Origin of the sequence: Streptomyces sp. NPDC015032, assembly GCF_043080425.1 — a bacterium.
In the GTDB taxonomy this organism is placed as follows: domain Bacteria; phylum Actinomycetota; class Actinomycetes; order Streptomycetales; family Streptomycetaceae; genus Streptomyces.
The window spans coordinates 114,720-140,683 of sequence record NZ_JBIBVN010000014.1 but is presented as its reverse complement, the minus strand read 5'-3'; the positions used below and the strand labels follow the sequence as shown (position 1 = coordinate 140,683).

The 25,964-nt window shown below is 71.2% G+C and carries 21 protein-coding genes and 1 pseudogene; 9 read left to right on the top strand and 13 right to left on the bottom strand.

Going from position 1 to position 25,964, the window contains the following annotated elements; translation table 11 throughout:
- Positions 1–331: 331 nt before the first annotated feature.
- The 3 genes from ACF08M_RS21350 to ACF08M_RS21340 form a co-directional block, all read right to left on the bottom strand.
- Entirely contained in the window at positions 332–1,777 is a 1,446-nt protein-coding gene (locus ACF08M_RS21350; RefSeq protein WP_392186813.1) for an aldehyde dehydrogenase family protein, read from the bottom strand.
- Positions 1,778–2,296: 519 nt separating this feature from the next.
- On the bottom strand, positions 2,297–3,877 hold the full coding sequence (locus ACF08M_RS21345) for a PucR family transcriptional regulator (RefSeq protein WP_392186812.1): 1,581 nt from the start codon (positions 3,875–3,877) through the stop codon (positions 2,297–2,299).
- A gap of 124 nt (positions 3,878–4,001) precedes the next feature.
- Positions 4,002–6,395, bottom strand: coding sequence for an ATP/GTP-binding protein (locus ACF08M_RS21340; protein ID WP_392186811.1), 2,394 nt, complete (start codon positions 6,393–6,395; stop codon positions 4,002–4,004).
- 299 nt (positions 6,396–6,694) lie between these two features.
- On the opposite strand from ACF08M_RS21340, the gene gabT reads away from it, so the two are divergent.
- Both gabT and ACF08M_RS21330 read left to right on the top strand, forming a co-directional pair.
- Complete coding sequence (gene gabT / locus ACF08M_RS21335) at positions 6,695–8,035, top strand: 4-aminobutyrate--2-oxoglutarate transaminase (protein WP_392186810.1); 1,341 nt, start codon at positions 6,695–6,697, stop codon at positions 8,033–8,035.
- A 148-nt stretch (positions 8,036–8,183) separates the two neighbouring features.
- Positions 8,184–9,008 (top strand): phosphatase PAP2 family protein, encoded by an 825-nt coding sequence (locus tag ACF08M_RS21330; protein WP_392186809.1) that lies wholly within the window; start codon positions 8,184–8,186, stop codon positions 9,006–9,008.
- Between the two features lie 3 nt (positions 9,009–9,011).
- Here the strand turns inward: ACF08M_RS21330 and ACF08M_RS21325 are convergent.
- From ACF08M_RS21325 to ACF08M_RS21290, 8 genes and pseudogenes are all read right to left on the bottom strand, one after another.
- Positions 9,012–9,269 (bottom strand): annotated as a pseudogene (locus tag ACF08M_RS21325) (chitinase); the annotation flags it as partial.
- 13 nt (positions 9,270–9,282) lie between these two features.
- On the bottom strand, positions 9,283–9,753 hold the full coding sequence (locus ACF08M_RS21320; RefSeq protein ID WP_392186808.1) for a hypothetical protein: 471 nt from the start codon (positions 9,751–9,753) through the stop codon (positions 9,283–9,285).
- Between the two features lie 135 nt (positions 9,754–9,888).
- A complete protein-coding gene (locus ACF08M_RS21315) occupies positions 9,889–11,304 on the bottom strand; it encodes an NAD(P)/FAD-dependent oxidoreductase (protein WP_392186807.1) in 1,416 nt (471 codons plus the stop codon).
- 24 nt (positions 11,305–11,328) lie between these two features.
- The gene (locus tag ACF08M_RS21310; RefSeq protein WP_093899058.1) at positions 11,329–12,129 is read right to left on the bottom strand and encodes an ABC transporter permease; all 801 of its coding nucleotides are present in this window, start codon (positions 12,127–12,129) and stop codon (positions 11,329–11,331) included.
- The gene (locus ACF08M_RS21305; RefSeq protein ID WP_392186806.1) at positions 12,129–13,058 is read right to left on the bottom strand and encodes an ABC transporter permease; all 930 of its coding nucleotides are present in this window, start codon (positions 13,056–13,058) and stop codon (positions 12,129–12,131) included. The genes ACF08M_RS21310 and ACF08M_RS21305 overlap by 1 nt, the downstream gene beginning before the upstream one ends.
- On the bottom strand, positions 13,055–14,221 hold the full coding sequence (locus ACF08M_RS21300; protein ID WP_392186805.1) for an ABC transporter ATP-binding protein: 1,167 nt from the start codon (positions 14,219–14,221) through the stop codon (positions 13,055–13,057). The genes ACF08M_RS21305 and ACF08M_RS21300 overlap by 4 nt, the downstream gene beginning before the upstream one ends.
- Positions 14,222–14,276: 55 nt before the next feature.
- Positions 14,277–15,527 (bottom strand): spermidine/putrescine ABC transporter substrate-binding protein, encoded by a 1,251-nt coding sequence (locus tag ACF08M_RS21295; RefSeq protein WP_392186804.1) that lies wholly within the window; start codon positions 15,525–15,527, stop codon positions 14,277–14,279.
- A 41-nt stretch (positions 15,528–15,568) separates the two neighbouring features.
- Positions 15,569–17,083, bottom strand: coding sequence for a gamma-aminobutyraldehyde dehydrogenase (locus ACF08M_RS21290; protein WP_392186803.1), 1,515 nt, complete (start codon positions 17,081–17,083; stop codon positions 15,569–15,571).
- Positions 17,084–17,299: 216 nt separating this feature from the next.
- Between ACF08M_RS21290 and ACF08M_RS21285 the strand changes: the two genes are divergently transcribed.
- Positions 17,300–17,839, top strand: coding sequence for an NADAR family protein (locus ACF08M_RS21285; RefSeq protein WP_392186872.1), 540 nt, complete (start codon positions 17,300–17,302; stop codon positions 17,837–17,839).
- 107 nt (positions 17,840–17,946) lie between these two features.
- Here ACF08M_RS21285 and ACF08M_RS21280 read toward each other — a convergent pair whose 3' ends face one another.
- Positions 17,947–18,657, bottom strand: a complete 711-nt coding sequence (locus ACF08M_RS21280) for a DUF4190 domain-containing protein (protein ID WP_392186802.1) — start codon at positions 18,655–18,657, stop codon at positions 17,947–17,949.
- Positions 18,658–18,682: 25 nt separating this feature from the next.
- Here ACF08M_RS21280 and ACF08M_RS21275 point away from each other — a divergent pair, with 25 nt between their 5' ends.
- The 6 genes from ACF08M_RS21275 (at position 18,683) to ACF08M_RS21250 (ending at position 24,636) form a co-directional block, all read left to right on the top strand.
- A complete protein-coding gene (locus tag ACF08M_RS21275; RefSeq protein WP_392186801.1) occupies positions 18,683–19,825 on the top strand; it encodes an adenosine deaminase in 1,143 nt (380 codons plus the stop codon).
- A 22-nt stretch (positions 19,826–19,847) separates the two neighbouring features.
- Entirely contained in the window at positions 19,848–20,552 is a 705-nt protein-coding gene (locus tag ACF08M_RS21270; RefSeq protein WP_392186800.1) for a glycerophosphodiester phosphodiesterase, read from the top strand.
- 68 nt (positions 20,553–20,620) lie between these two features.
- Positions 20,621–21,421, top strand: a complete 801-nt coding sequence (locus ACF08M_RS21265) for an SAM-dependent methyltransferase (protein ID WP_392186799.1) — start codon at positions 20,621–20,623, stop codon at positions 21,419–21,421.
- Positions 21,422–21,434: 13 nt separating this feature from the next.
- Positions 21,435–22,640: a sensor histidine kinase gene (locus ACF08M_RS21260; RefSeq protein ID WP_392186798.1), complete on the top strand. Its 1,206-nt coding sequence runs from the start codon at positions 21,435–21,437 to the stop codon at positions 22,638–22,640.
- On the top strand, positions 22,637–23,383 hold the full coding sequence (locus ACF08M_RS21255) for a response regulator (RefSeq protein ID WP_392186797.1): 747 nt from the start codon (positions 22,637–22,639) through the stop codon (positions 23,381–23,383). Before ACF08M_RS21260 ends, ACF08M_RS21255 begins: the two co-directional genes overlap by 4 nt.
- A 56-nt stretch (positions 23,384–23,439) precedes the next feature.
- The gene (locus tag ACF08M_RS21250) at positions 23,440–24,636 is read left to right on the top strand and encodes a serine hydrolase domain-containing protein (protein WP_392186796.1); all 1,197 of its coding nucleotides are present in this window, start codon (positions 23,440–23,442) and stop codon (positions 24,634–24,636) included.
- A 146-nt stretch (positions 24,637–24,782) separates the two neighbouring features.
- Here ACF08M_RS21250 and ACF08M_RS21245 read toward each other — a convergent pair whose 3' ends face one another.
- On the bottom strand, positions 24,783–25,946 hold the full coding sequence (locus tag ACF08M_RS21245) for an extracellular solute-binding protein (protein WP_392186871.1): 1,164 nt from the start codon (positions 25,944–25,946) through the stop codon (positions 24,783–24,785).
- Positions 25,947–25,964: the final 18 nt, after the last annotated feature.

Genomic DNA, 25,964 nt, shown 5'->3' with positions numbered 1-25,964 from the left:
CTCACCTCGCCGCGTTGTGGGGTGGGCGGACGCGGCCGGTCCGCGCGGAGCGCATGGCGCCTGCCGAGCCGTACCAACCGGTGCTACGTGTCCTGATGTACCCGATTCCGGGCACTCCCACCATCCCCCGGACGCCGATCGGGTCGGGAGCCACTCCACTGGACAGCCCCGCGGTGACACGGCGGGGCCGGGGTGGTCGGGGCCGGGTGGAGCAGGAACGGCCGGAGCCCCCGCACAGAGTGGGCTCCGGCCGTTCGTCTGCCGCCTGCTGTCGTGCTGTCCAGGCGGATCACAGGCGGCGCTGGTGGATCGGTTCGATCCTGTTCGCGGACTACAGGGCGAGGCCGGTGAGGACCAGCACGCGCTCGTAGGTGTAGTCGTCCATGGCGTAGCGGACGCCCTCGCGGCCGACGCCGGACTGCTTGGCGCCGCCGTACGGCATCTGGTCCGCGCGGTAGGACGGGACGTCGCCGATGATCACGCCGCCGACCTCAAGGGCACGGTGGGCGCGGAAGGCGGTCTGCAGGTCGTGCGTGAACACACCTGCCTGCAGGCCGTACTTGGAGGAGTTGACCGCGGCGAACGCCTCGGCCTCGCCATCCGCCTTCTGTACGGACAGCACCGGTCCGAAGACCTCCTCGCCGGAGAGGGTGACGCCGTCCGGGAGTTCGGCGAGCACGGTCGGCGCATAGGTGGCGCCGTCCCGCTTGCCGCCGGTGAGGAGCTGGGCGCCGGCCTGCACGGCCTCGTCGACCCAGGACTCGACACGCTTGGCGGCGTCCTCGCTCACCAGCGGGCCGACGTCGGTGGCGGCGTCGGACGGGTCGCCGGTGACCTGGGCCTCGACGGCCGCGACGATCTTCGGGACGAGCCGGTCGTAGACCGAGGCGTCCGCGATGACGCGCTGCACCGAGATGCAGGACTGGCCGCCCTGGTAGTTGGAGAAGGTCGCGATGCGGTTCGCGGCCCAGTCCAGGTCCTCGTCGGAGGCGTAGTCGCCGAGGACGACCGCCGCGCCGTTGCCGCCGAGCTCCAGGGTGCAGTGCTTGCGCGGCACCGACTCCATGATCGAGTAGCCGACGGGGCCGGAACCGGTGAAGGAGATGACGGGCAGGCGCTCGTCCTGCACCAGGGCGGGCATCCGGTCGTTGGGGACCGTCAGCACGGACCACGAACCGGCCGGCAGGTCGGTCTCGGCCAGCAGCTCGCCCAGGATCAGCGAGGAGATCGGGGTGGCCGGGGCGGGCTTCAGGATGATCGGGGCACCGACGGCGATGGCCGGGGCCACCTTGTGGGCGCTCAGGTTCAGCGGGAAGTTGAACGGCGCGATGCCGAGGACCGTGCCGCGCGGGAAGCGCCGGGTCAGGCCGAGACGGCCGGTGCCGCCCGGGTCGGTGTCGAGGCGCTGGGCGTCGCCGCCGTTGAAGCGGCGGGCCTCCTCGGAGGCGAACCGGAACACGGAGACGGCGCGGCCGACCTCGCCGCGGGCCCACTTGATGGGCTTGCCGTTCTCGGCGGAGATCAGCTGGGCGATCTCCTCGGTGCGCTCCACCAGGCGCCGTACGACGTGGTCGAGCGCGGCGGCCCGGACATGGGCCGGGGTCGCGGCGAACTCCTCGCGCACGGCGTGCGCGGCCGCGACGGCCTCCTCGATCTGGGCGTCGGTCGGCACGCTGACGGTGCCGACGAGACGGCCGTCCCAGGGGTTGGTGACGTCGAAGCTGTCCTCGCCGGTGGCCTGGCGGCCGGCGAGCCAGAAGGCGTGGGTGGAGGTCATGGAGGTTCCGGCCCTTCGAAGACGTGGGGTGTGGTGCCCCCACCGTAGGGCCGCGCGACCGCCTTGGCGTTTGTCCGGCATGGAGCAGAACCGGGCGGGGACACGCCGCTTTGTCGGATGCGCCGGTGCGGGCGGGGGCGCGGGGTCCCCGGCGGGGTACGGCTCCGGGCGACGACCGGGATCGCGTGGCCTTCCGGCAGCGGCAGCGGCCCGGTACCGGCGGAAGGCGCCCGGTCCTGCGGCGGCGGGTACGGCGCCGACGGGGTGCCCGGCCCTCAGAGCCTGTCGAGTGACCTTCGATCGGGTAGCGGACGCGGTCTGGTGCGTGCGATTCCAAGGCGCCGGGATGTCCTCGGATGGGGTCTCCCCAGCTCGAACGAAGCCGAGAGCTTGGGATGGGGTCTCCCCTGCTCGAACGAAGCTGAGAGCTTGAGGAAGGAGCTACTTGGGCATTTCGGCAACGCGGGAAGCGTGCGTGCCAGGGCGTGGCCGCCCGATCAGAGGTCACCCGACAGGCTCTCAGGGCGTCGGCGGGGAGCTCGTCGCCTTCAGGGCCAGCCACAGCTCCATCCGGACGTCCGGATCGTCCAGGGAGCGGCCCAGGATCTCCTCCACCCGGCGCATCCGGTAGCGCAGGGTGTGGCGGTGCACGCCCAGGTCGGCCGCTGCCGCGTCCCACTGGCCGTGGCGGGAGAGCCACGCCCGCAGTGAGGCGACCAGATCGCCGCGGCCCTTGGCGTCGTGCTCGTGCAGGGCGCGGAGCATTCCGTCGGCGAAGGCCCGTACCGCGTCGTCCGCGAGGAGCGGCAGCACCGAACCGGTCGCCAGCTCCTCGTGCTCGACCAGCGCCCTGCCCCGGCGGCGGGCCACCGACAGGGCCTGTTCGGCCTGCTTGTACGCGGCGGAGACGGCGATGGGGCCCGCCGGCGCGGACAGGCCCACGACCACCTGGCCCTCCTCCGCCGTCCCCGGTTCGCGCGGGGGCCGTTCCGATCGGGCCTCCTGCGCCTGTGTGAACGCCGCGCAGGCAGCCACCGCGGCTCCGCCGTCCGCGGCCAGGACGACGAGTCGTTCGCCCTCGGGCACGGCCAGCAGAGCCTCGCCGGTCCGGAAGGCCGCCGCCTCCATCACCTCGCCCAGCGCCGCCGGTGTCGCGGGGGCGGACGCCTCGGCGATGAGCAGCCGGAACGGGGCGTCGAGCAGCCCCCCGTACAGATCTCCGGCGACGGCCCGCGCGTGGTCCGGCTGGCCGGCGAGCAGCATGCGCAGCACCGCCGCGCCCAGCCGTTGCTCCGCGCCCTGGAGGGACCGGGAGCGGGCGGTGGTCAGGGTCAGCAGGGCGACCGCCGAGTGCACGGCGTACCGCTCGGCGGTGCCGAGTGCCGCACCTGTGCCGACGGCCAGCGCGCCCCTGACCCGGCGGCCGGTGCCCAGGGACTGGAGCTCGACCCGGTCCTCGGTGTCGCCGACGACCATGCTGGCCGGGGCGAGCCGTTCCCGCAGCCGCTCCACGTCGGGGGTGAGCCGGGCGGCGCGGCGGGCGGCCCACTCGGGGGCCGCGGCGACGACCGCACCGGAGGGGTCGTACAACGCGGCCCAGCCGTCGACATGGGCCGCGAGCCGGGCGAGGAGCTCGCCGGGGCCGTCGCCCGAGAGCGCGGCCTTCGTCAGCTCCCGCTGGGCCTCGAACCCCGCGGTCACCGCCCGGTACTGATCGGCGGCGATCGCCGACGACACGGCCTTGGCGATGGCGAGGAACGGGGTGCGGCGCGGCACTTCGAGGAGCGGCAGTCCCGCTTCCTCGGCGGCGTCGATCAGGGCCTGCGGTACGTCGTCGTAGTGGACGCCTACGGCGAAGCCCAGTCCGACGACCCCGGCTCCGGCCAGCCGCCGCACGTAGCGCCGCATCGCCTCGGGGTTCCCGGCGTCGAGGTTGGTGGCGGTGACGAGCAGGAGTTCGCCGCCCTCCATGTAGCGGACGGGGTCGGCCAGCTCGCTGGCGTGCGCCCAGCGGACGGGCGTGTCGACCCGGTCCGCCCCCGCACGCACCGTGAGTTTGAGCGCCGAATGCTGGACGAGCGAGGCGAGAGTGGGGGGCATGGGGACCGTGGGACCTCAGAGAGTCGATTTTCGCCGTCCCGTATGAACGGCGCCTCTCGATTCTGCCAGGGCGGCAGGGTCCGGGGTAATCGCTCTCGTGACGCGGACCCCGCTCCCGTACCGCTCAGCCGCTCAGGTCCACCAGCAGCGGCGGCGCGTGCTCCCCCCGTACGGTCGTCAGGGACAGCACGGCGTGTCCGGCCGGTACCCGGTGGGCCAGTTCGGAGGCCGACCAGCGTTCCCGCTCGACCTGCCGCACGGTCACCGCGTCCGTGGTGACGGCCTTGCCGGTGACCAGCTTGCGGAAGGCGTGGATGGCCCGGGTCATCGGCTGGTCGGCGAAGACGGTGCGCTGGGTGACGTCGCGCGTCTCGACCCACTCCGTTCCCCAGGCCTCGGCGAACTTCTTCCCGTCCCACGTGGTGATTCCGGAGAACGCCATCCGGCAGCCGACCGCGCCGAGCAGCGCCGTGTGCAACTGCTCCGGCACGTCGTCGAGGGTGCGCAGGGTGAGTACGGCCCCGGCGTGCGCCGAGCGCAGCCGCTGGATTCCGCGGACGGTGTCGGGGGTCAGGGTGTGGGTGGCGTCGTCGAGGACCAGGCAGGCGAAGAGGGAGCGGTCGGCACGGGCGGCGGCGCTCGCGGTGAACTGGGCGAGGATCAGGCGGGCCAGCACCCGGGAGGCCTCGGCGTGGCCGCGTTCGGGCAGATCGATGCGGACCCGGAGCGGGTGCTCCAGGGCACGCGGCGAGAAGGGGCGGGTCCTGCCCGTGGTGTCGAAGAACTCGGTGAAGGCGGGCCGGTCGAGCAGTGCCACCCGGTCGGCGAGCGCCGGGCCCGGGTCACCGGGCGCACCGGACTGGCGGGCCCGGCCGTCGAGTTCGCGCCGCATTCCGGGGTGTCCTGCCGCGTCGAGCGCCTCCCGCAGAGCGGCGAGGGCCTCGGGTACACCGTCCAGGAGTTCACGCAGTTCCGGTACGGAGGGGAAGCGGCCGTGGGCGGTCCGGAAGGGGCCGAGGAGCTGGGCGAGGGCCGTGGCGGCGCGTCGGCCGTCCACCTCGGGGAGGTCACCGACGAGGCCGTCGGCGAGGACGGCCGCGGCCTCGTCGGGGTCGGTGGTGCCGCCGTACAGGTCGAGGTCGTGCACGGAGGACGGGTCGCCGATCTTGATGACGACATCGAATCCCTGGTCGCCGCCGAGCTGGGTACCGGTGGCGCACACGGCGACGACGGCGGCCTGTCCGGCGAGCGCCTGGAGAGCGAGGGACTCGACGACGGGCCGGATCAGGGCCCGGCTCTTGCCCGCTCCGGGTGGTCCGACGGCGAGCAGGGACGTGCCCAGCAGCCCGGGGTCGAGGGCGATGCCGCTGCCCCGGCGGGCGTACGGGTTGCGCTCGCCGTCCTCGACGGTGCCGAGCCGGACCTGCTGGACCAGCAGATCGTGCCGGGCGGCGCGGACCGGGAGGTCACGTGCGCCCGAGGGATGGGTGCAGGCGGCGGAACCGTTGCGGAGCACGGTGTCGGTGAAGGCGGAGAGCCGGGCGTGGTCGGCGCGTACGGATGTCCAGGCACGGCGGATGCGGGCGTAGTCGACATCGTTCATCCGCCCGGACCGGGTCTCCCCGGCGAGTTTGGCGGCGGCCTGGTGCTGTCCCGCCGCGCGCAGGTCGGGCCATTCGGCCGGGTCGTCCTCGCCGCCCTCGATGACGGCGTCCGGGCCGGCGGGCCCGTCCGGCTTCGCCGCGTCGCGGCCGTCGCGGCCGGGTGCCGTCTGCGGGGACCGGCTGCGGCGCCATGCCTCGGCCCAGCGCCCCAGCCGGGCGAACGGCCACACGATCACCAGGGTGAGCAGGGCGTACAGCCCGTAGCTGATCACCGGGGACATCGGCTGGTCGGGGCCCAGCCAGGAGCCGGGAACCAGGCCGAAGGCCAGTCCCATCCCCGGCACGGTCCCGTTCCAGACGAGGGTCCAGACCAGCAGCGCACCGACCGCCGCACCGCCCGCCCGTGCCGCGGCGCCCCTGGCGGCGACGCAGCGCTCGAAGGCCGCCGGCCAGTTGCCCAGCCGGCCGAATCCGTAGACGAGGCCCCCGAGGATCAGCAGCCGGTAGATGTCGAGGGCGCGGACCGCGCCCCGGGTCTGCGGCTCGTCGCCGAAGGGCCCCCACCAGTCGCCGGGGGTGAACAGTTTCAGTGGGACCCGCCAGTACGGGATGTAGTTGTTGCGCCAGAGCGACCAGACGAGGATGCAGGCCAGCAGCGAGATCACCGCGCCGCTGACCAGCGTGCGGTCCGGGGTGCGCTCCTTCTCCTCGGCGGGCCGGTCGGCATGGCCGAGCCGCCAGACACCGGGTTCCGCGGCGGGCCTCGGGGTGCGGAGCCAGTCCCCCAGGGAGGGCCCGGAGGTGGGGGCGTATCCCGGCCTCGGGGGCAGTTGGGGCGGTGGCGGACCGGCCGGACGCGGCACCGGTGGACCCGAGCGGGTGCTGCGTGAGTCGTACGTGCCCTCGGTGTCCATGTGCTGTCCCTCGTCCCCTGACCAGCGCCGACCGGTAACTCCGGGCGCACGCGCCCGAAGTCATCAATCTAGTGCCCCGGGCCACCCCGTCGGACGCGGTCCGACGGGAAGTCTCCGCCGTGCCCCGGAAGCCTCCGGACCCGTCCGCGCACCGCCGCGGCCCGGTCCCGCACCCCTTGCTATGTCCGTGACGGACAACGGCGTCCGGCCATCACTCCCGAACGGAACATGCCACACCCCCGGGCCCGCCCATAGCCTGCAGGAAGAGAAGCGTCCGAAACACCCCACAGGAGCCCCTCATGACCGCTATTCCGCAGGAGCGCCGCGTCGTCACTGCCATTCCCGGCCCGAAGTCGGTGGAGCTGCAGGCCCGCCGTCTCGCGACGGTGGCCGCAGGTGTGGGCTCCACCCTGCCGGTGTTCACCGCCCGCGCCGGTGGCGGGATCATCGAGGACGTGGACGGCAACCGTCTGATCGACCTCGGTTCCGGTATCGCCGTGACGTCGGTCGGCGCCTCCGCCGAGGCCGTCGTCCGCCGCGCGTCCGCGCAGCTCGCCGACTTCACCCACACCTGTTTCATGGTCACGCCGTACGAGGGGTACGTCGAGGTCTGTGAGCAGCTCGCCGAGCTGACGCCGGGCGACCACGCCAAGAAGTCCGCGCTGTTCAACTCGGGTGCCGAGGCCGTCGAGAACGCGGTGAAGATCGCCCGCGTCTACACCAAGCGCTCCGCGGTCGTCGTCTTCGACCACGGCTACCACGGCCGCACCAACCTCACGATGGCGCTGACCGCCAAGAACATGCCGTACAAGCAGGGCTTCGGGCCGTTCGCGCCCGAGGTCTACCGGGTGCCGGTGGCCTACGGCTACCGCTGGCCGACCGGCGCCGAGAACGCCGGCGCGGAGGCGTCCGCCCAGGCCATCGACCAGATCACCAAGCAGATCGGCGCGGACAACGTCGCCGCGATCATCATCGAGCCGGTGCTCGGCGAGGGCGGCTTCATCGAGCCGGCCAAGGGCTTCCTCCCGGCGATCGCCCAGTTCGCCAAGGACAACGGCATCGTCTTCGTCGCCGACGAGATCCAGTCCGGCTTCTGCCGTACCGGCCAGTGGTTCGCCTGCGAGGACGAGGGCATCGTCCCGGACCTGATCACCACCGCCAAGGGCATCGCGGGCGGCCTCCCGCTCTCCGCCGTGACCGGCCGCGCCGAGATCATGGACGCCGCACACTCCGGTGGCCTCGGTGGCACCTACGGGGGCAACCCGGTGGCCTGCGCGGGTGCGCTCGGCGCCATCGAGACGATGCGCGAGCTGGACCTGAATGGGAAGGCGAAGCGCATCGAGGAGGTCATGAAGGGCCGCCTCGCCGAGATGCAGGCGAAGCTGCCGAACGGCGACATCATCGGTGACATCCGCGGCCGCGGCGCGATGATCGCGATCGAGCTGGTGAAGTCCGGCACGAAGGACCCGGACCCGGCGGCCGCCGCCGGGCTCGCCAAGGCCTGCCACGCGGAGGGCGTGCTGGTCCTCACCTGCGGCACGTACGGCAACGTCCTGCGCTTCCTCCCGCCGCTGGTGATCGGCGAGGACCTGCTGAACGAGGCCCTCGATGTCATCGAGCAGGCTTTCGGCCGGATCTGATCCGTGCGAAAACCCCGGCGGTGGCGGACGGCGTTTTCGCCGGGGATGCAGGGCCCGCGTGAGGGCCTGTGAAGAAGGTGTGGGGGGGCGATGGCGGGATCCGATTCCGTCTGTCGGTCCCCCAGCCGCTGACGTACGGTTTCCGCAGATGAGAGAAACACCCCGCCCGCAGGGGACTGTCGGCGACGCCGGGTCGGAGCTTCCTCAGCACCGTCCTGGCCGTGCCTTCGCGCACACCGCTGGAGCCTCTGGCTCCGGAACTCCTCACCGATCGGATGGCCGCCCGCCCCAGACCCCCCGGGGCGCGCGGCAAACCGGTCCGGCCGGCCGCCCCGGAACCACCCCCCCTGTTCCCGGGCGGCCGGCTCTTCTCGTTTCCGTGGCGTCCGGTCTCCTGGCGCTCTTCGCGCTCACCACCTGGCAGGTCGCGGCCGACGGCCCGCTGCGCGGGGCGGACGAGCGGGCCGCCCGGGCCGTCGTCGGGCACGGTCCCGCCCCGCTGACCGAATTTCTCGCCGATCTCGGCACCATGCAGCTCGCGCTCCCGGTGCTGGGCTGCGCGATCGTCTGGGCCCTGGTGCGCGGCGCCCGCCGGGAGCCGCTGTTCGCGGCGCTCACCATGGCGGCGGTGCCGCTCCTCGTCGTCCCGCTGAAGGACTGGGTCGCCCGGCCCGGTCCGCTGACCGACGCCCTCGGCTACTACCCGTCCGGCCACGCGGCGACGGCCGCGGTGGCGTACGGGGCGGCGGCGCTGCTGACCGCGCCGTACATGCGGCTGCCGTGGATGATGCCCGTCGCCGCTGTCCTGCTGACCACGGCGACGGGCATCGGTCTGGTACTGCGCGGCTACCACTGGCCGCTGGATGTGCTGGGCAGCTGGCTCCTGTGCGCACTGCTGCTCCTGCCCCTGGTGGTCGGCCGCCGGACCGGGCACCGGTCCGGCCGGCCGTCGCCCCGAAGGGCTGCCCCGTAGGCCTCAGTTACCGAAACAGGCGTCGAAGTTCCTGGCGAACTCCCCGTTGTTGAAGCGGTCCCGGTTGAGCGACCACGTCATCAGTCCGCGCAGCCCCGGCCATGTGCCGTGCGTGGCGTACGAGCCGCAGTCGGTCTTCTTCGTCAGGCAGTTCAGCGCCTTGGTGACCTCGGCGGGCAAGGTGTAGCCGTTGCCCGCCTGGGTGGAGGCCGGCAGGCCGATGGAGACCTGGTCGGGACGGAGCCCCGGGAAGCCCTTGGTCCGCCGCTCCCCGTCAGTTCTCGCCTCTCCCTGCCCTTCCGGCCCTTCCGGCCGCCGCCTCATGCATCGCGAGCTCCAGGAGCATCACGTCGTTGAGCGCGCCCGAGCCGTCCGGCGGGATCAGCCAGCGCACCGCACCGGCGGCCTCCCGCCCGGGGTACGGCACCACGATCCAGGTCCCCTGCCCCGCTCCCCGTACGCCGGTGCCGACCCAGCGGGCGGCGGTGCCCGGGGGCACGAAGAAGCCCATGCGGGCCTCGCCGAAATCGGAGAGGACCGGTCCGGGCCGGTCGACGAGCCGGGTGAGCACATCGAGCGTGGGATGACCCAGCTCCCCCGGAAGAATCAGTACGTCCCAGCGCCGGCCGGCGGGAAGGAGCGCGATCCCCCGGGGATCACGCTCCCATTCCCACCGGCAGGCGTCCGGATCCGGTGCCGCCGATGCGAGCCACTCGACTGCTGCTTTGACCCCCGCGCCAGCCATGACCGGCCTCCATTCCGTGTGACCGGCCATGTGTTGCCGGTACGTTCACACGGGAGAGAGCGGCGGCGGTGATCTATTACGCGAGTTCGGGTTACCAGTTGGTAGTGAACTGCGTCACGCCGCGTCGGTCACCGCTCAGCTGTCGAAGCCGAGCCCCAGCCGGTCCATCGTCCGCAGCCACAGGTTGCGGTGCCCGCCGTTGTCGTCCGCCCTTGCCAGGGACCTCTTGGTGAGTTCGATCCCGGCCCAGGCGAAGGGCTCCGGCGGGAAGGGCATCGGCTTGCTGCGGACCATTTCCAGCGTGGTCCGCTCATTCTGTTCGCCCGCCAGCAGATCGAGCATCACATCGGCCCCGAAGCGGGTGGCGCCGACACCGAGCCCGGTGTATCCGGCGGCATAGGCGACCCGGCCCTGATGGGCCGTACCGAAGAATGCGGAAAAGCGGGAACAGGTGTCGATCGCCCCGCCCCAGGCATGACTGAAACGAACCCCGGCGAGCTGCGGGAAACAGTCGAAGAACTGGCCCGCGAGTTTGAGGAAGGTCTCCGGACGCTGATCGAGATCGGCGCTCAGCCGGCCCCCGTACGGATAGATCGCGTCATAGCCGCCCCACAGGATCCGGTTGTCGGCCGACATCCGGAAGTAGTGGAACTGATTGGCGCTGTCGCCCAGCCCCTGCCGGTTCCTCCAGCCGATCGAGGCGAGCTGGTCGGCGGTGAGCGGCTCGGTCATCAGCGCGTAGTCGTAGACCGGCACGGTGTACGGGCGTACCCGCTTGACCAGGGACGGAAAGATGTTCGTACCGAGCGCGACGCGGCGCGCGAAGACCCTCCCGTACGGCGTGCGGAGCGCCATCGAGGTGGTGGTCCTGGCCAGTTCGAGGCCCCGGGTGTGCTCATACATCCGCACCCCGAGATCGAGGCAGGCCCGCTTCAGGCCCCAGGCCAGCTTGGCGGGATGCAGCATGGCGACCCCGCGCCGGTCCCAGAGACCACCGAGGAAGGTGGGCGAGTCGACCTCGGCGCGCAGCGCGTCCCGGTCCAGGAATTCCAGCCCGGTGAAGCCGAGCCTTTCGGCCTCCTGGTGCCACTCGTGAAGCTCTTCGAGCTGATGGGGTTCGGTGGCGACATCGATTTCGCCGGTCCGCTCGAATTCGCAGTCGATGGCATAGCGGGCGACGGCGGCCTCGATGGCGTCGAGGTTCCGTTCGCCCAGCTCCTCCAGCTTCGCGATCTCGTCCGGCCAGCGCTCCAGGCCGTTGGGCAGGCCATGGGTGAGGGAGGCGGCACAGAATCCGCCGTTGCGGCCCGAGGCGGCCCAGCCCACCTCGTGCCCCTCGATCAGTACGACGTCCCGCTCCGGGTCGCGTTCCTTGGCGATCAGCGCGGTCCACAGTCCGCTGTAGCCGCCGCCGATGACGAGCAGATCGCAGTGCTCGTCGCCGGTGAGCGCGGGGAGCGCCTCGGGCCTGCCGGGGTCGTCCAGCCAGAACGAGACCGGCTTGGCGTCGGAGAGTGATTGTGCAGCAGTACGCATGGCGACTGGGGCCATGGTTTCCAACTCCTTCGGGGCTTTCTATCGTGCGGTGTTCTTCCGCCGGTTCGCGATGAGCTGGCCGACGACCACCACCAGTACCGCGATGATGAACATCGCCGTACCGATGACGTTGATCTGCACGGGCGTGCCGCGCTGTGCCGATCCCCAGACGAACATGGGGAAGGTCACGGTGGAGCCCGCGTTGAAATTGGTGATGATGAAATCGTCGAAGGAGAGCGCGAAGGCCAGCAGCGCTCCCGCCGCGATTCCGGGGGCGGCGATCGGCAGCGTCACCCGCAGGAAGGTCTGCACGGGGCCCGCGTACAGGTCGCGGGCCGCCTCCTCCAGTCGCGGATCCATCGACATCACCCGTGCCTTGACCGCCGTCACGACGAAGCTCAGGCAGAACATGATGTGTGCGATGAGGATCGTCCAGAAGCCCAGCTGCGCGCCCATGTTGAGGAAGAGCGTGAGCAGCGAGGCGGCCATGACGACCTCGGGCATCGCCATCGGCAGGAAGATCAGCGAGTTGATCGCGCCGCGCGCCCGGAAGCGGTAGCGGACCAGCGCGAAGGAGATCATCGTGCCCAGGACGGTCGCGCCGACGGTGGCCCAGGTGGCGATCTGCAGGGACAGCGAGAGCGAGCCGCACATGTCGGCGACGCCGCAGGGGTCCTTCCAGGCGTCCAGCGAGAAGTGCTGCCAGGCGTAGTTGAAGCGCCCCTTCGGCTTGTTGAACGAGAACACCATCACGACGATGTTCGGAAGGATCATGTAGGCGAGGGTCAGCAGACCCGCGATGACGATCAGATTCCGGCGGATCCAGCGCAGTACGGGCATCAGACCAGGTCCTCCGTCCCGGAGCGGCGGATGTAGACGGTGACCATGACCAGGACGACCGCCATGAGGATGAAGGAGAGCGCGGCCGCCGTCGGATAGTCGAGGACGCGCAGGAACTGGGTCTGGATGACGCTGCCGACCATCTTGGTGTCGGTGGAGCCCAGCAGTTCCGCGTTGACGTAGTCGCCGCTGGCCGGGATGAAGGTCAGCAGCGTTCCGGAGACGACGCCCGGCATGGAGAGCGGGAAGGTCACCTTGCGGAAGGTGGTGGCGGGGGTGGCGTACAGGTCGCCGGCCGCCTCGTGCAGCCGGCCGTCGATCCGCTCCAGCGAGGTGTAGAGCGGCAGGATCATGAACGGCAGGAAGTTGTACGTGAGACCGCAGACCACCGCCATCGGTGTGGCCAGCACCCGGTTCGACTCGGTCCAGCCGAGCCAGCTGGTGACGTCCAGGACGTGCAGCGTGTTCAGTACGTCGACGACCGCACCGCCGTCCGCGAGGATCGTCTTCCAGGCGAGCGTACGGATCAGGAAGCTGGTGAAGAAGGGCGCGATGACCAGGACGAGGACGACATTGCGCCAGCGGCCCGCCTTGAAGGCGATGAGGTACGCGAGCGGGTAGCCCAGCAGCAGGCACAGGATCGTGGCGGTGCCCGCGTACAGCAGGGACCGGACGAACTGCGGGTAGTAGTCCTTCAGCGCGTCCCAGTACGTCTGGAAGTGCCAGGTGACCTCGAATCCCTTCTCCAGGGATCCGGTCTGCACGGAGGTCGACGCCTGGTAGACCAGCGGCAGCGCGAAGAAGACGACGAGCCACAGAATGCCGGGGAGCAGCAGCCAGTACGGGACGAGGCGCTTACGGGTGGAGGCCTTGCGTACCTTGAGCTCCGCCGTGACGGGCGCCGGTGGCGCCTCCTTGGTGACGCTCACGCCGCGTCCTCCACCGTCTCCACACCGGCGTCGCCCATCGTCCCCGCAAGCATGGACTGGGCGGCGTCCAAGCCGAAGGTGTGCGCCGGATTCCAGTGCAGGACGACCTCGGCACCGGCCGCGAGTCCCGCGCGCCTCTCCACGTTCTGCTCGTAGACCTGAAGTGCCTTGCCCGCCGGGCTCTCCACCACGTACTGGGTGGAGACTCCGATGAAGCTGGAGTCGACGATCCGGCCGGTGACCCGGTTGCGGCCGTCGGCTATGGCGTCCGCGTCGTCGGCGTGCGCGAGTGAGATCTTCTCCGGGCGTACCCCGAGCAGCAGCTTGCCGCCGTTCGTGGCCGGGGCCGCACACCGGTCGGCGGGCAGCCGCAGCTTCCCGTCACCGGCCGCGACGACGATGTCGGTGCCCGCGGAGACGATCTCGGCCTCGATGAGGTTGGAGGTGCCGAGGAAGTTGGCGACGAAGGTCGTCCTCGGGTTCTCGTACAGATCGGCGGGGGCGCCGAGTTGTTCGACCCGGCCCCCGTTCATCACCGCGACGGTGTCGGCCATGGTCATGGCCTCCTCCTGGTCGTGGGTGACGTGGATGAAGGTGATGCCGACCTCGGTCTGGATGCGCTTGAGCTCCAGCTGCATCTGTCGGCGCAGCTTGAGGTCGAGGGCGCCGAGCGGCTCGTCGAGCAGGAGCACCTGCGGGTGGTTGATCAGGGCGCGGGCGACGGCGACGCGCTGCTGCTGGCCGCCGGAGAGCTGGTGCGGTTTGCGTTTCGCGAAATCGCCGAGCTGTACGAGCTCCAGCATCTCGTCGACCTGCTTCTTCACCGACTTGATGCCGCGCCGGCGCAGACCGAAGGCGACGTTCTCGGTGATGTCGAGGTGCGGGAAGAGCGCGTAGCTCTGGAAGACCGTGTTGACGGGCCGCTTGTACGGGGGCAGGCCGGTGATGTCGCGGCCGCCGAGGGAGATGGTGCCGGTGGTCGCCTCCTCCAGGCCCGCGATCATCCGCAGGGTGGTGGTCTTGCCGCAGCCGGACGCGCCGAGCAGCGCGAAGAACGAGCCCTGCGGGACGGTCAGATCGAGCGGCTTGACGGCGGCGAAGGAGCCGTACGTCTTGCTGATCCCGGTGAGGCGGATGTCGCCGCCAGTCTGCTGCTGTGTCATGGATCGCAGTCCCAGTGGTGTCAGGGGAGATCGGGGAAAGGGGAACGCGCGGCGGTCAGGCGCCGATGAGCTTGGCGAACTTCTCTTCGTACGCCGTCTCTTCCTCGGCCGTCAGGGAACGGAAGGCGTGCGACCGGGCCGCCATCTCCTCGTCCGGAAGGATCAGGACGTTGTCGGCCATCGCCTGGTCGATCTTCGCCAGTTCGTCGCGGACTCCGTCGACCGGACAGACGAAGTTGATGTACGCGGCGAGTTCGGCGGCGACCGCCGGCTCGTAGTAGTAGTCGATGAGCTTCTCCGCGTTGGTCTTGTGCCGCGCCTTCACCGGGACGAGCAGGTTGTCGCTGGATATGACGTAACCGGCGGCCGGGATGGCGTACTTGATGTCCGGGTTTCCGGCCTGGAGCTGGATGATGTCGCCGGCCCAGGCGACGCAGGCTGCGATGTCGCCCTTGTCGAGGTCGGCCGTGTAGTCGTTGCCGGTGAAGCGCCTGATCTGGTTCTTGTCGACGCCCTTCTGGAGCCGTCCGATCGCCGCGTCGTAGTCGGCGTCGGTGAAGGTGCCGGGGTTCTTGCCCATGTCGAGCAGGGTCATACCGACGGAGTCGCGCATCTCCGAGAGGAAACTGACCCGCCCCTTGAGCTTCGGGTCGTCGAGCAGCTGACTGACGGAATCGACCTTGCGGCCGCCGGTCGCCTTGGAGTTGTAGGCGATGACGGCCGGGATGCCCGACCACGGGTACGAGTGGGCGCGGCCGGGGTCCCAGTCCGGGGTACGGAACTGGGCCGAGAGGTTGGCGTAGGCGTGCGGCAGATGCGACGGGTCGAGCTTCTGCGCCCAGCCGAGGCGGACGATGCGGGCGGCCAGCCAGTCGGTGACGCAGATGAGGTCGCGGCCGGTGTCCTGGCCGGCCGCGAGCTGCGGCTTGATCTTGCCGAAGAACTCGACGTTGTCGTTGATGTCCTCGGTGTACTTGACCTTGATCCCGGTGCGCTCCGTGAACGCCTCCAGCGTCGGACGGTGCTTGCCGTCGTCGGTGACGTCCATGTACTCGGTCCAGTTGGAGAAGTTGAGCTGCTTCTCCCGGGCCGAGTGGTCGTCCGAGGCCGCCGCGGCGTCCCCTTCCCGCTTCGCCGCCGGGATGCCGCAGGCACTCAGCGTCCCCAGCCCGCCGATCGCGAGCGCGCCCAGGCCCCAGGCACGGAGTAGCGAACGGCGGGTCAGCGCGCCCCGGCCGCTGGTCAGGCTGCGTCGCATCGCGGCCAGCTGGGCCGCGGAGAGGCGCTCGGGCTCGTACAGCTCCATGCGGGTTGCCCTTTCGGGTGGGTGCGGCCGGGGCGGCCGGGTTATCGGTCCCCGAAGATCGTGCGGTGCCAGTCCTTGCGGGCGACCGCGGTGTTGTCGTACATGACGTGCTTGATCTGCGTGTACTCCTCGAAGGAGTACGAGGACATGTCCTTGCCGAAGCCGCTGGCCTTGTATCCGCCGTGCGGCATCTCGCTGATGATCGGAATGTGGTCGTTGACCCAGACGCAGCCCGCCTTGATGTCGCGGGTGGCGCGGTTCGCCCGGTACAGGTCGCGGCTCCAGGCGGAGGCGGCGAGCCCGTACGGGGTGTCGTTGGCGAGGCCGATGCCCTCGTCGTCGGTGTCGAAGGGCAGCACGACCAGGACCGGGCCGAAGATCTCCGACTGGACGATCTCGCTGTCCTGGGCGGCACCGGCGACCAGGGTCGGCCGGTAGTAGGCCCCGGCCGCCAGTTCGCCGCCGGGTGCCTCGCCGCCGGTGACCACGGTGGCATACGCGCGGGCGCGCTCGACGAATCCGGCGACCCGGTCCCGCTGGGCGTGGCTGATCAGCGGGCCGAGGTCGGTGGCCGGGTCGAAGGGGTCGCCGAGCCGGACGGTTTCCATCAGTTCGGCGACGCCCTGCACGAAGGCGTCGTAGAGGGGGCGCTGGACGTAGGCGCGGGTGGCGGCGGTGCAGTCCTGGCCGGTGTTGATGAGCGCTCCGGCGACCGCGCCGTGGATCGCGGCTTCGAGGTCGGCGTCGTCGAAGACGACGAAGGGTGCCTTGCCGCCGAGTTCGAGGTGGAGGCGCTTGACGGTGGAGGTGGCGATCTCCGCGACCCGCTTGCCGACGGCGGTGGAGCCGGTGAAGGAGGTCATGACGACGTCCGGGTGGCCCACGAGGTGCTCCCCCGCGTCCTTGCCCGCGCCGGTGACGATGTTGATCACCCCGTCCGGGATGCCTGCCTCGGTGGCCGCCTGGGCGAACATCAGCGAGGTGAGCGGGGTGATCTCGGCGGGCTTCAGGACGATGGTGTTGCCCGCGGCGATGGCCGGGAGGACCTTCCAGGCGGCCATCTGGAGCGGGTAGTTCCAGGGCGCGATGGAGCCGATGACGCCGATCGCCTCACGGCGTACGTACGAGGTGTGGTCGCCGTCGTACTCGGCCGCCGACTTGCCCTCCAGGTGGCGGGCGGCGCCCGCGAAGAAGGAGGTGTTGTCGACGGTGCCGGGCACGTCGAACTCGGTGGAGAGCTTGATCGGCTTGCCGCACTGGAGGGACTCGACGTACGCGAAGTCGTCGGCCTGCTCGGCGAGGACGGCCGCGAAGCGGTGCATCGCCTCGGCCCGCTCGGCCGGAGTCGCCCCCGACCAGCCGGGGAACGCCTCGCGTGCGGCGGCGACGGCCGCGTCGACGTCGACGGTGCCCGCCAGTTCGTAGCGGTAGACGGTCTCGCCCGTCGCCGGGTTCACCACCTCGTGGTCACGCCCCGATGTACCGGACCGCAGCTGTCCGCCGATGTACTGTGCGCCGTCCGCGAAGCGGTCCCGCACCTGGATGCCGTTGCCCATGACGCTCTCCTCCGCCGCGTTCCCCGGAGTACGGGGGCGGCGTAGTCTCTGCTCGAATTGACTGCCGATCCTGACAGAGGGAATGGACCCCAACAAGTGATTCCGTTGTTGCCTTTTGGTTACGCAACGGATTCCTTCGACCATGTGTCGCGTCCGTGCGGAATTCCCCGTACGGAGTGTCCGTGGCGGATGCCAGACTCGCGTGTCATGGAACACATGGACGAGCTCCTGGCGCGGTCCGCGCGCGGCGAGAAGGTGAAGTACCTGCACTTCTGGGGTCACCGCCCCCGGCCCGACGGCCGCATCGGTGCGAGCTGTCTCAGTCAGTGGTGGCCGTCGCCCTTCATGGTCGACGGCGTGACGTACGCATCGGCCGAACACTGGATGATGGCCGCGAAGGCGAGGCTGTTCGGCGACACCGAGGCGGAGACCCGGGCGGTGTCGGCGAAGAGTCCGGCCCAGGCGAAGAAGGTGGGCCGGCTGGTCCACGGGTTCGACGAGGCGGTATGGGAGCGCGAGCGGTACGCACTGGTGGTGGCCGGCAGCGTCCACAAGTTCCGCCACCACCCTCAGCTGCGGGAATTCCTGCTGAACACCGAAAACCGGGTCCTGGTGGAGGCGAGCCCCATGGACCGGGTCTGGGGCATCGGGCTGGCCGCGGACGACCCGCGGGCGGAGAATCCGGCGACTTGGCGGGGGCTGAATCTGCTGGGGTTCGCACTGATGGACGCGCGGGCGGAGCTGCGCAGGCCATGAGACGGCCCGGACGCCCGATGGCCGGGCGGTCCGGGTTCCGGACCGCCCGGCCATCGGGCGGAGACTGCTGTCGTCATGACGAGGGTCCGGTGCCGGGCACCGACGGGCTACGACGCGTAGGGCTCCTCGTAGACGGTCTGGTCGCCGGTCGTGCCGTCCTCCTCGAATTCGCCGCTCGCCACGCCCCAGATCATGAGCGCGAGAAACGCCCCGCTGATGACGATGCCGATCGATCCGAGGATGATTCCGGCGAGCGCCATGCCGCCGTTGGTCGCCTCGTTCCGCCCGGCCCGGCCGCGGCCGATGATGCCGAAGATCAGCGCCAGGACACCGAGAACGACCCCCAGGCCCCAGAAGCAGAACCCCGCGACCGCGATGATGCCCAGCACCATCGCGGCGATACCGAGGCCGTTCGCGGGCGCCGGCCCGCCCCAGGGCGTCTGGCCGTAGCCGGGGTACCCCGGGTAGCCGCCGTACTGCGGGGCCGGTGCGGCCGGGTAGCCGTACTGCCCCGCGGGCGGCGGGAACGACTGGCCCGGTCCGTTCGGTGCGACGGGCGGCGGCGGTACCTCCCCCGGGCCGATGCCGGAGACCGGGCCGGGCACCGGCCCGGTCGGTGCCCCCGCGCCGAATCCCGGTCCCGTGACGGGTGCGGGGCCGGGTTCGACACCCGGCATCGAGGTCACCGTCGGCTGATCGTGCACAGCAGGCGGTCGGGGGCCGCCGGCCGGCTTGTCCAGCGGCACCCTGTTGTCCGGCGGAGCCCACGGATCACTCGGCGCGGGCCCGCCCGCGGGCTGCTCTGTGTTGTCTGACATGGGCCTCCCCCATCGTGGTCCCGTCATGCTACGGCCAAGCCCCGCACAGCAGGGTCCGGCCTACGATGATCCCCGTCCCCTGCCCGGCCGACCGCGCCCGGCACCCCGACCGCCCCACGCCCCGGAGAGCCCGATGCCCGATCTGCACCCCTTCGTCGCGGGGCTGCCCAAGGCGGAGCTGCATGTCCACCATGTCGGATCCGCCTCGCCCCGTATCGTCGCGGAACTGGCCGCGCACCACCCCGACTCGAAGGTCCCCACCGACCCCGAGGCCCTGGCCGACTACTTCACCTTCACCGACTTCGGTCACTTCATCGACGTGTACCTCTCCGTCGTTGACCTGATCCGCACCCCGGAGGACGTCCGGCTGCTGACGTTCGAGGTCGCCCGTGACATGGCCCGGCAGAACATCCGTTACGCGGAGCTGACCGTCACCCCGTTCAGCTCGACCCGGCGCGGCATCCCGGAGCAGGGGTTCATGGAGGCGATAGAGGACGCCCGCAAGGCCGCCGAGGCCGAGCTCGGGGTCGTCCTGCGCTGGTGCTTCGACATTCCCGGCGAGGCCGGGCTCGAAGCGGCCGAGGAGACCACCCGGCTCGCCGTGGACCTGCGGCCCGAGGGGCTCGTCTCGTTCGGGCTCGGCGGTCCGGAGGTCGGTGTGGAGCGCCCGCAGTTCAAGCCCTACTTCGACCGGGCGATCGCCGAGGGCCTGCACTCCGTGCCGCACGCCGGGGAGACCACCGGGCCGCAGACCGTCTGGGACGCGCTGACCCATCTGCGCGCGGAGCGCATCGGCCACGGCACCAGCTCCGCCCAGGACCCGGAGCTGCTGGCCCACCTCGCCGAGCACCGCATCCCGCTGGAGGTCTGCCCGACGTCGAACATCGCGACCCGCGCGGTGGCGGACATCGAGAAGCACCCGGTCAGGGAAATGGTGCGGGCGGGCGTCCTGGTCACCATCAACAGCGACGACCCGCCGATGTTCGGCACGGACCTCAACAACGAGTACACGGTGGCTGCCCGCCTCCTCGACCTGGACGAGCGGGGCCTCGCCGCGCTGGCGAAGAACGCGGTCGACGCCTCGTACCTCGACGCGGCCGGCAAGCGGGCGCTCGCCGCCGAGATCGACACCTACACGACGAACTGGCTGGCCCGCACGGGCCGCTGACCCCGGCGGTGACAATGGCCCCATGGCCACCACTGTCACCGCCGTCGCCCACCGCGGCGATCCGTACCGGGTCCGTGAGAACACGCTCTCCTCGATCCGCTCCGCCCTCGACCGGGGGGCGGACGCGGTCGAGATCGATGTGCGGGTCACCCGCGACGGCGTACCGGTCCTGCTGCACGACGCCACGCTGAAGCGGCTGTGGGGCCACGACCTGCGTCTGGACCGGCTGACCCACGAGGAGCTCACCGGGCTGACCGCGGGCGGTGTACCCACCCTGCGCGACGCGCTGCTCGCCGCCGGGAGCCACCGCTTCATGGTCGATCTGCCCGGTTCCACCGATGCTTCGGTACGCGAGACCGTCGGTGTGGTGCGCGAGTGCGGTGCGGGTGAGCGGGTGTACTACTGCGCGGGCTCGGAGGCCATGCTGCGGGTGCGTGCCGCCGACCCGTCCGCGGAGATCGCGCTGACCCGGACGACGCTCGCGCCGCCGCGCCCGGCACTGCTCGACGCGGTGCGGCCGCGGTGGCTGAACTACCGGTTCGGCCTGGTGGACCGGGAGCTGACGGACCGGCTCCACCGGGACGGGGTGCTTGTCTCCGCCTGGACCGCAGACACCAGGCGCACCATGCGCCGCCTGGTCCGGCAGGGCGTGGACTCGATCACCACCAACCGGGTCGACATCCTGCGCGACATCCTCGGCAACTCCTCCCCCACCGCCTCTGCTTGATCGGTCCTGCATCATGGACAGCGCCGCATCCGCCACGACGGCAGGCCCGGATCAAGAGGAGCAGAGACGTGACCGATCCCCGCACCACCCCCAGCGCCGACCGCATCCGAGCCGACATCGCCCACAACGCGCGGGTCTGGAACTACTGGCTCGGCGGCAAGGACAACTATCCGGTGGACCGCGCGGTCGGCGACCAGGTCACCGGCATGTACCCGAGCATCGGCGAAGTGGCGCGCGCCGACCGGGCGTTCCTGGGGCGAGCGGTCCGGTATCTGGCCGGTGACGTCGGGATCGGCCAGTTCCTGGACATCGGCACCGGCCTGCCCACCGCCGACAACACCCACGAGGTGGCCCAGCACACGGCGCCCGATTCCCGTGTCGTGTACGTCGACAACGACCCGATCGTCCTGGCGCACGCCCGGGCACTGCTCACCAGCTCACCGGAGGGCGCGACCGAGTACATCGACGCGGACGCCCACCACCCGGAGAAGATCCTGCGGGCCGTCGAGCCGACACTGGACCTGGGGAAGCCGGTCGCGGTCATGCTGCTCGGCATCCTCAACTTCGTCCTCGACACCGGTGAGGCCCGGCACATCGTGCGCACCCTGATGGACGCGATGCCGTCCGGCAGCCATCTGGTGCTGACCCATCCCACGCTGGAGCTGGGCGGCGAGGGCAACGAGGCGGCGATGCGGTTCTGGAACGAGAACGCCACCCCGCCGATCACCGCGCGCAGCCGGGCCGACTTCACCTCGTTCCTGACGGGGCTCGACCTGGTGGAGCCGGGCATCGTGTCCTGCGCGCGCTGGCGCGCCGAGCCGGGCGCGGTGGAGGTCGCCCAGTTCGGCGCGGTGGCGCGGAAGCCCTGACGGCACCGGTCCGATGCGCATACGCGGCATCACGGCGGGAGTGCCCGGACGCGCCCCGGGGGTCGGTCCCCTCGGCACGGACGTGCTCATCGCTCTGCTGGTCCAGGCCGCCATGACCATGCCGTTCGTCGTGCCGCGGGCCCCGGAGCTGCCGGAGGCGACGTGGACGTCGTACGGGCTGACCACCCTGATGGTGCTGCCGCTGGTGGCCCGCCGCCGGGCGCCGGTCGCGGTCCTCCTCGCGGTACTGGCGGGGGGCGCCCTGTACACGTTCACCGTCGACGGGCCGGGGCAGCCGCTCCCGTACACCGGTCTCGTGGCGTTCTACACGGTGGCGGAGCTCTCCTCGCCGCCGAAGCGGATCGGGATCGCGGTGCTCATGGCGGTGGCGGTGCCGGTCTCGGTCGGACTCGGCAGCGACGACATGCGGGAGCTGTTCTTCTCCCTGTTCGTCTTCGCGGCGGCCTACGCCTTCGGCCGGTTCACAGTGACGCGCAGGGCGTATCTGCGCGCGGTGGAGGACCGGGCGCGTCAGCTGGAGCTGACGCACCGGATCGAGGCCGAACAGGCGGCGGCCCGCGAACGGGCCCGGATCGCCCGGGAGATGCACGACATCCTCTCCCATGCGGTGAGCCTGATGATCGTGCAGGCGGAGGCAGGACCGGTGGCGGTCCGCACGGCCCCGGAGCGTGCCGAGGCGGCCTTCGACGCGATCTCGGAGGCGGGCAGGGACGCGATGGCGCAGCTTCGTCGGATGCTCGGCGTGCTGCGCGAGACGGAGACTTCGCCGGATGCGCCCCGCGAACCCCAGCCCGCGCTGAGCGGACTCCCGGGTCTCGTGGAGCGGGTGAGCGGCAGCGGCCCAGCGGTCTCGTACGAGGTCACGGGCAGCCCCGGCGCACCGGGCCTGGCGGTCGAGGCGACCGTCTACCGGATCGTGCAGGAGGCCCTGACGAACGTGGTCAAGCACGCGGAAGCGCCGACGGTCCGGGTCCTCCTGGAGCACGGACCCGAGGTGCTGACCCTCACCGTCACCGACGACGGACGGGGGCCCGGGGGCGGCTCCGGGCTGGGGCTGGTCGGCATCCGGGAGCGCGCCGCCGCGCACGGTGGGACGGCCAGTACCGGCCCCGGTCCGAACGGGCGGGGGTTCCGGGTCCGGGCGACGATCCCGTGTGCCCGGCCGAAGGGGGAGCACAGGACTGAGGTGGGAAGTTGACGATCCGTGTGGTGGTGGCCGACGACCAGGAGCTGGTGCGCAGCGGGTTCGCGATGATCCTGGACGCGCAGCCGGGCATCGAGGTGGTGGCCGAGGCGGGCGACGGCCGGGCTGCGGTCGAAGCGGTGCGGCGGCTGGCCCCCGAGGTGGCGCTGCTCGACATCCGGATGCCCGGCACGGACGGCATCGAGGCCTGCCGCACCATCAGCGCCAAAACCGGCTGCCGTACGGTCATGCTGACCACCTTCGACTCCGACGAGTACGTCTTCGAGGCACTGCACGCGGGCGCGAGCGGTTTCCTGCTCAAGGACGTCCGCCGCGACGACCTGGTGCACGCGGTACGGGTGGTGGCGGCCGGGGACTCACTGCTGGCTCCTTCAGTGGCGCGCCGGCTGATCTCCGAGTACACCTCGCGCCCTCCCGCCACGGGCGCGGCGCCGTCGGCGCGCCTGGACGTACTGACCGCCCGGGAGTACGAGACGCTGCTGCACCTGGCCCGCGGGCTGTCGAACGCGGAGATCGCGGCGGCGCTGGTCGTCAGCGAGCACACGGTGAAGACCCATGTCGGCAATGTGCTGTCCAAGCTGGGGCTGCGCGACCGGATCCAGGCGGTGATCTGCGCGTACGAGTGCGGTGTCGTGACTCCCTCTCCGGAGGGAGGTCCGGCCTTCGGCTCCCCCGCGCGGGGGAACGGGCCTCCCTCCGGCAAACCCCCGGCCGGGGGATCCGCCCCGGCGGGCTGATCAACAGGATGGAGTCCGTCAGCAGTTGAGGATTCCACGCCCAGGAGGCACCTGACATGAACGCCCGCACGTCCCGCACCGCCGTCGCGGCCGCGCTGGTCCTCGGCATCGCCGCGGGCCCTGTCCCACCGGCCCTGGCGGCGGCCGGTACGCCGACGGCCGCAGGCCACTCCCCGCTCCGGGAGGCCACCGGGCAAACCCCGGACGCCGAGGCGCTGCGGGCCGCCCTCGCCGGGCTCCCGAAGGACGACGCCACGGCCGCGCTGGTGCGGATCTCGGGCACCGGGGGCGACTGGCGGGGCAGTGCCGGCGCCCACGACCTGGTAACCGGGCGGCCGGCGGACCCGGACGGCCGCTTCCGTGCCGGTTCGGTGACCAAGGTCTTCACGGCGGCCGTCGTGCTGCAGCTGGCCGCGGAGGGCAGGCTCGGCCTGGACCGCCCGGCGCGGCGCTATCTGCCGGATCTGGTCCCGACGGCGTACGAGGACGTCACGGTGCGCCAGTTGCTGAACCACACGAGCGGCATCCCGTCCACCGACTCCGGCGGCGACCTGGACGACTGGTACGCGCACCGCTTCGATCTGCACGACCCGGTGCAGACCGTGCGCGAAGCCACCTCCCGGAAGCCGGACTTCGTCCCCGGCACCCAGCAGCACTACGGCAACATCGGCTACACCGTGGCGGGGCTGCTGATCGAGCGGATCACGGGTGACTCGTACGCCTCGCAGGTCTCGCGCCGTGTCCTGGAGCCCCTGCGGCTGAAAAACACGTATTTCCCCGGCGCCGACCCGGCGATCCGCGGGCCGCACAACCGCGGCTACCAGCTCTTCGGCGCGGCCGGCGAACTGCGCGATGTGACGGTGTGGGGGGCGACGGACGCCTGGGCGGCGGGCGACCTGATCTCCACCACCGCCGACCTGGAGCGTTTCACCCGTGCCCTGTTCCGCGGGCAGGTGGTGCGCGGGCCGCTGCTGGAGGAGATGTTCACGCTGCCCAGGGCATCGGTGCGCGAGTACGGCACGGGCGGCCCGGCCGTGTACAGCGCGGGTCTGTCGGTGACGAGGCTGGGCGGGCGCGAGGTCTGGGGCAAGACGGGTGGCCGCTGGGGCTACAACACGGCCGTCGCGGCCACCCGTGATCTCTCCCGGACCCTCGTCTACAGCGTCAACTCGACGGACGCGAAGGGAGAAGGCATGAACCCCACGGCGATGAACATAGTGGTGGCCGCCTTCGGCGCCCCGCCGGCCGGGTGATGCGGACCCCGGCCAGGGCCACCGGGCCCGGTGGCCGCGGCAGCGCCTCCAGCCGCTTGATCATGCGGCGCACGAGGAGCGGCGGGATCACCCCGAAGACCCCGAACGACAGCGTCCACCCGCTCTTCACGCCGCTCCGGTCCGGCTCACAGCCCGACGACGGAGTTCCATTTCTTGGCGAACTCGGTGCGCTCCTCGGAGGTGATGTCGCGGGCGATCGCCAGCCGCCGGCGCATCACGTCGTCGGGGAAGATCAGCGGGTCCTCGGCGAGCGCGGCGGTCTCCTCGTCCTTGGCGGAGGCCAGCACATCGCGGGCGGCCGGGACGGGGCAGACGTAGTTGACCCAGGTCGCCAGCTCCGCGGCCACCTCCGGCTCGTAGTAGTAGTCGACGAGCTTCTCCGCATTGCGCTTGTGACGGGCGAGGTTGGGGATCATGAGTGACTCCGCCCAGAGCTCCGCGCCCTCCTCGGGAACCACGAACTCGATCTCCGGATTGTCGGCCTGGAGCTGGATGACGTCGCCGGAGTAGGCCTGGCAGGCGAGCACATCGCCGGTCGACAGGTCCTTGATGTAGTCGTTTCCGGTGAAGCGGCGGATGTGCTTCGTCCTCACCAGCTTCTCCACCTGGTCGCACACCTGGTAGAAGTCGTCCGGCTTCCAGCGGGTGACGTCGACGCCGTTGCCCTGCATCAGGAGGGCGAAGGATTCGTCGAGCCCGGACAGCAGCGTCACCTTGCCGCGCAGGTCGTTCGCCCACAGGTCGCTCAGGTGCTTGATCTCGCGGCCCAGCTTCTTGCGGTTGTACGCGATGCCGGTGATCCCGGACTGCCAGGGCACGCTGTGCGTCCGGCCCTTGTCGAAGGCGGGCGAACGCAGCTGCGGATCCAGGTACTTGGCGATGTTGGGCTGCTTGGCCCGGTCCATCTCCTGCACCCAGCCGAGCCGTACGAACCGGGCGGCCATCCAGTCGCTGATGACGATCAGGTCCCGCCCGGTCTCCTGATGGTTCATCAGTGCGGGGCTGATCTTCCCGAAGAACTCGTCGTTGTCGTTGATCTCCTCGGTGTACGTGACCGAGATCCCGGTGCGCCGGGCGAACGCGTCGAGGGTGGGCCGCTTCGACGTGTTCTTGTCGTCGGTGTCGATGTAGAGGGGCCAGTTCGCGAAGTGCAGGGAGTGGTCGCTCGCGGAGGTGTCGCGTCCGGCGCGGTCACCGGGCTGCACATAGGCGGCGGGCACTCCGCAGCCGGCCAGCGTGACACCGGCCGCTGTGGCCCCGAAGGCACGCAGCAGGGACCGGCGGGACATGGGGTTCTTCGGGGTTGC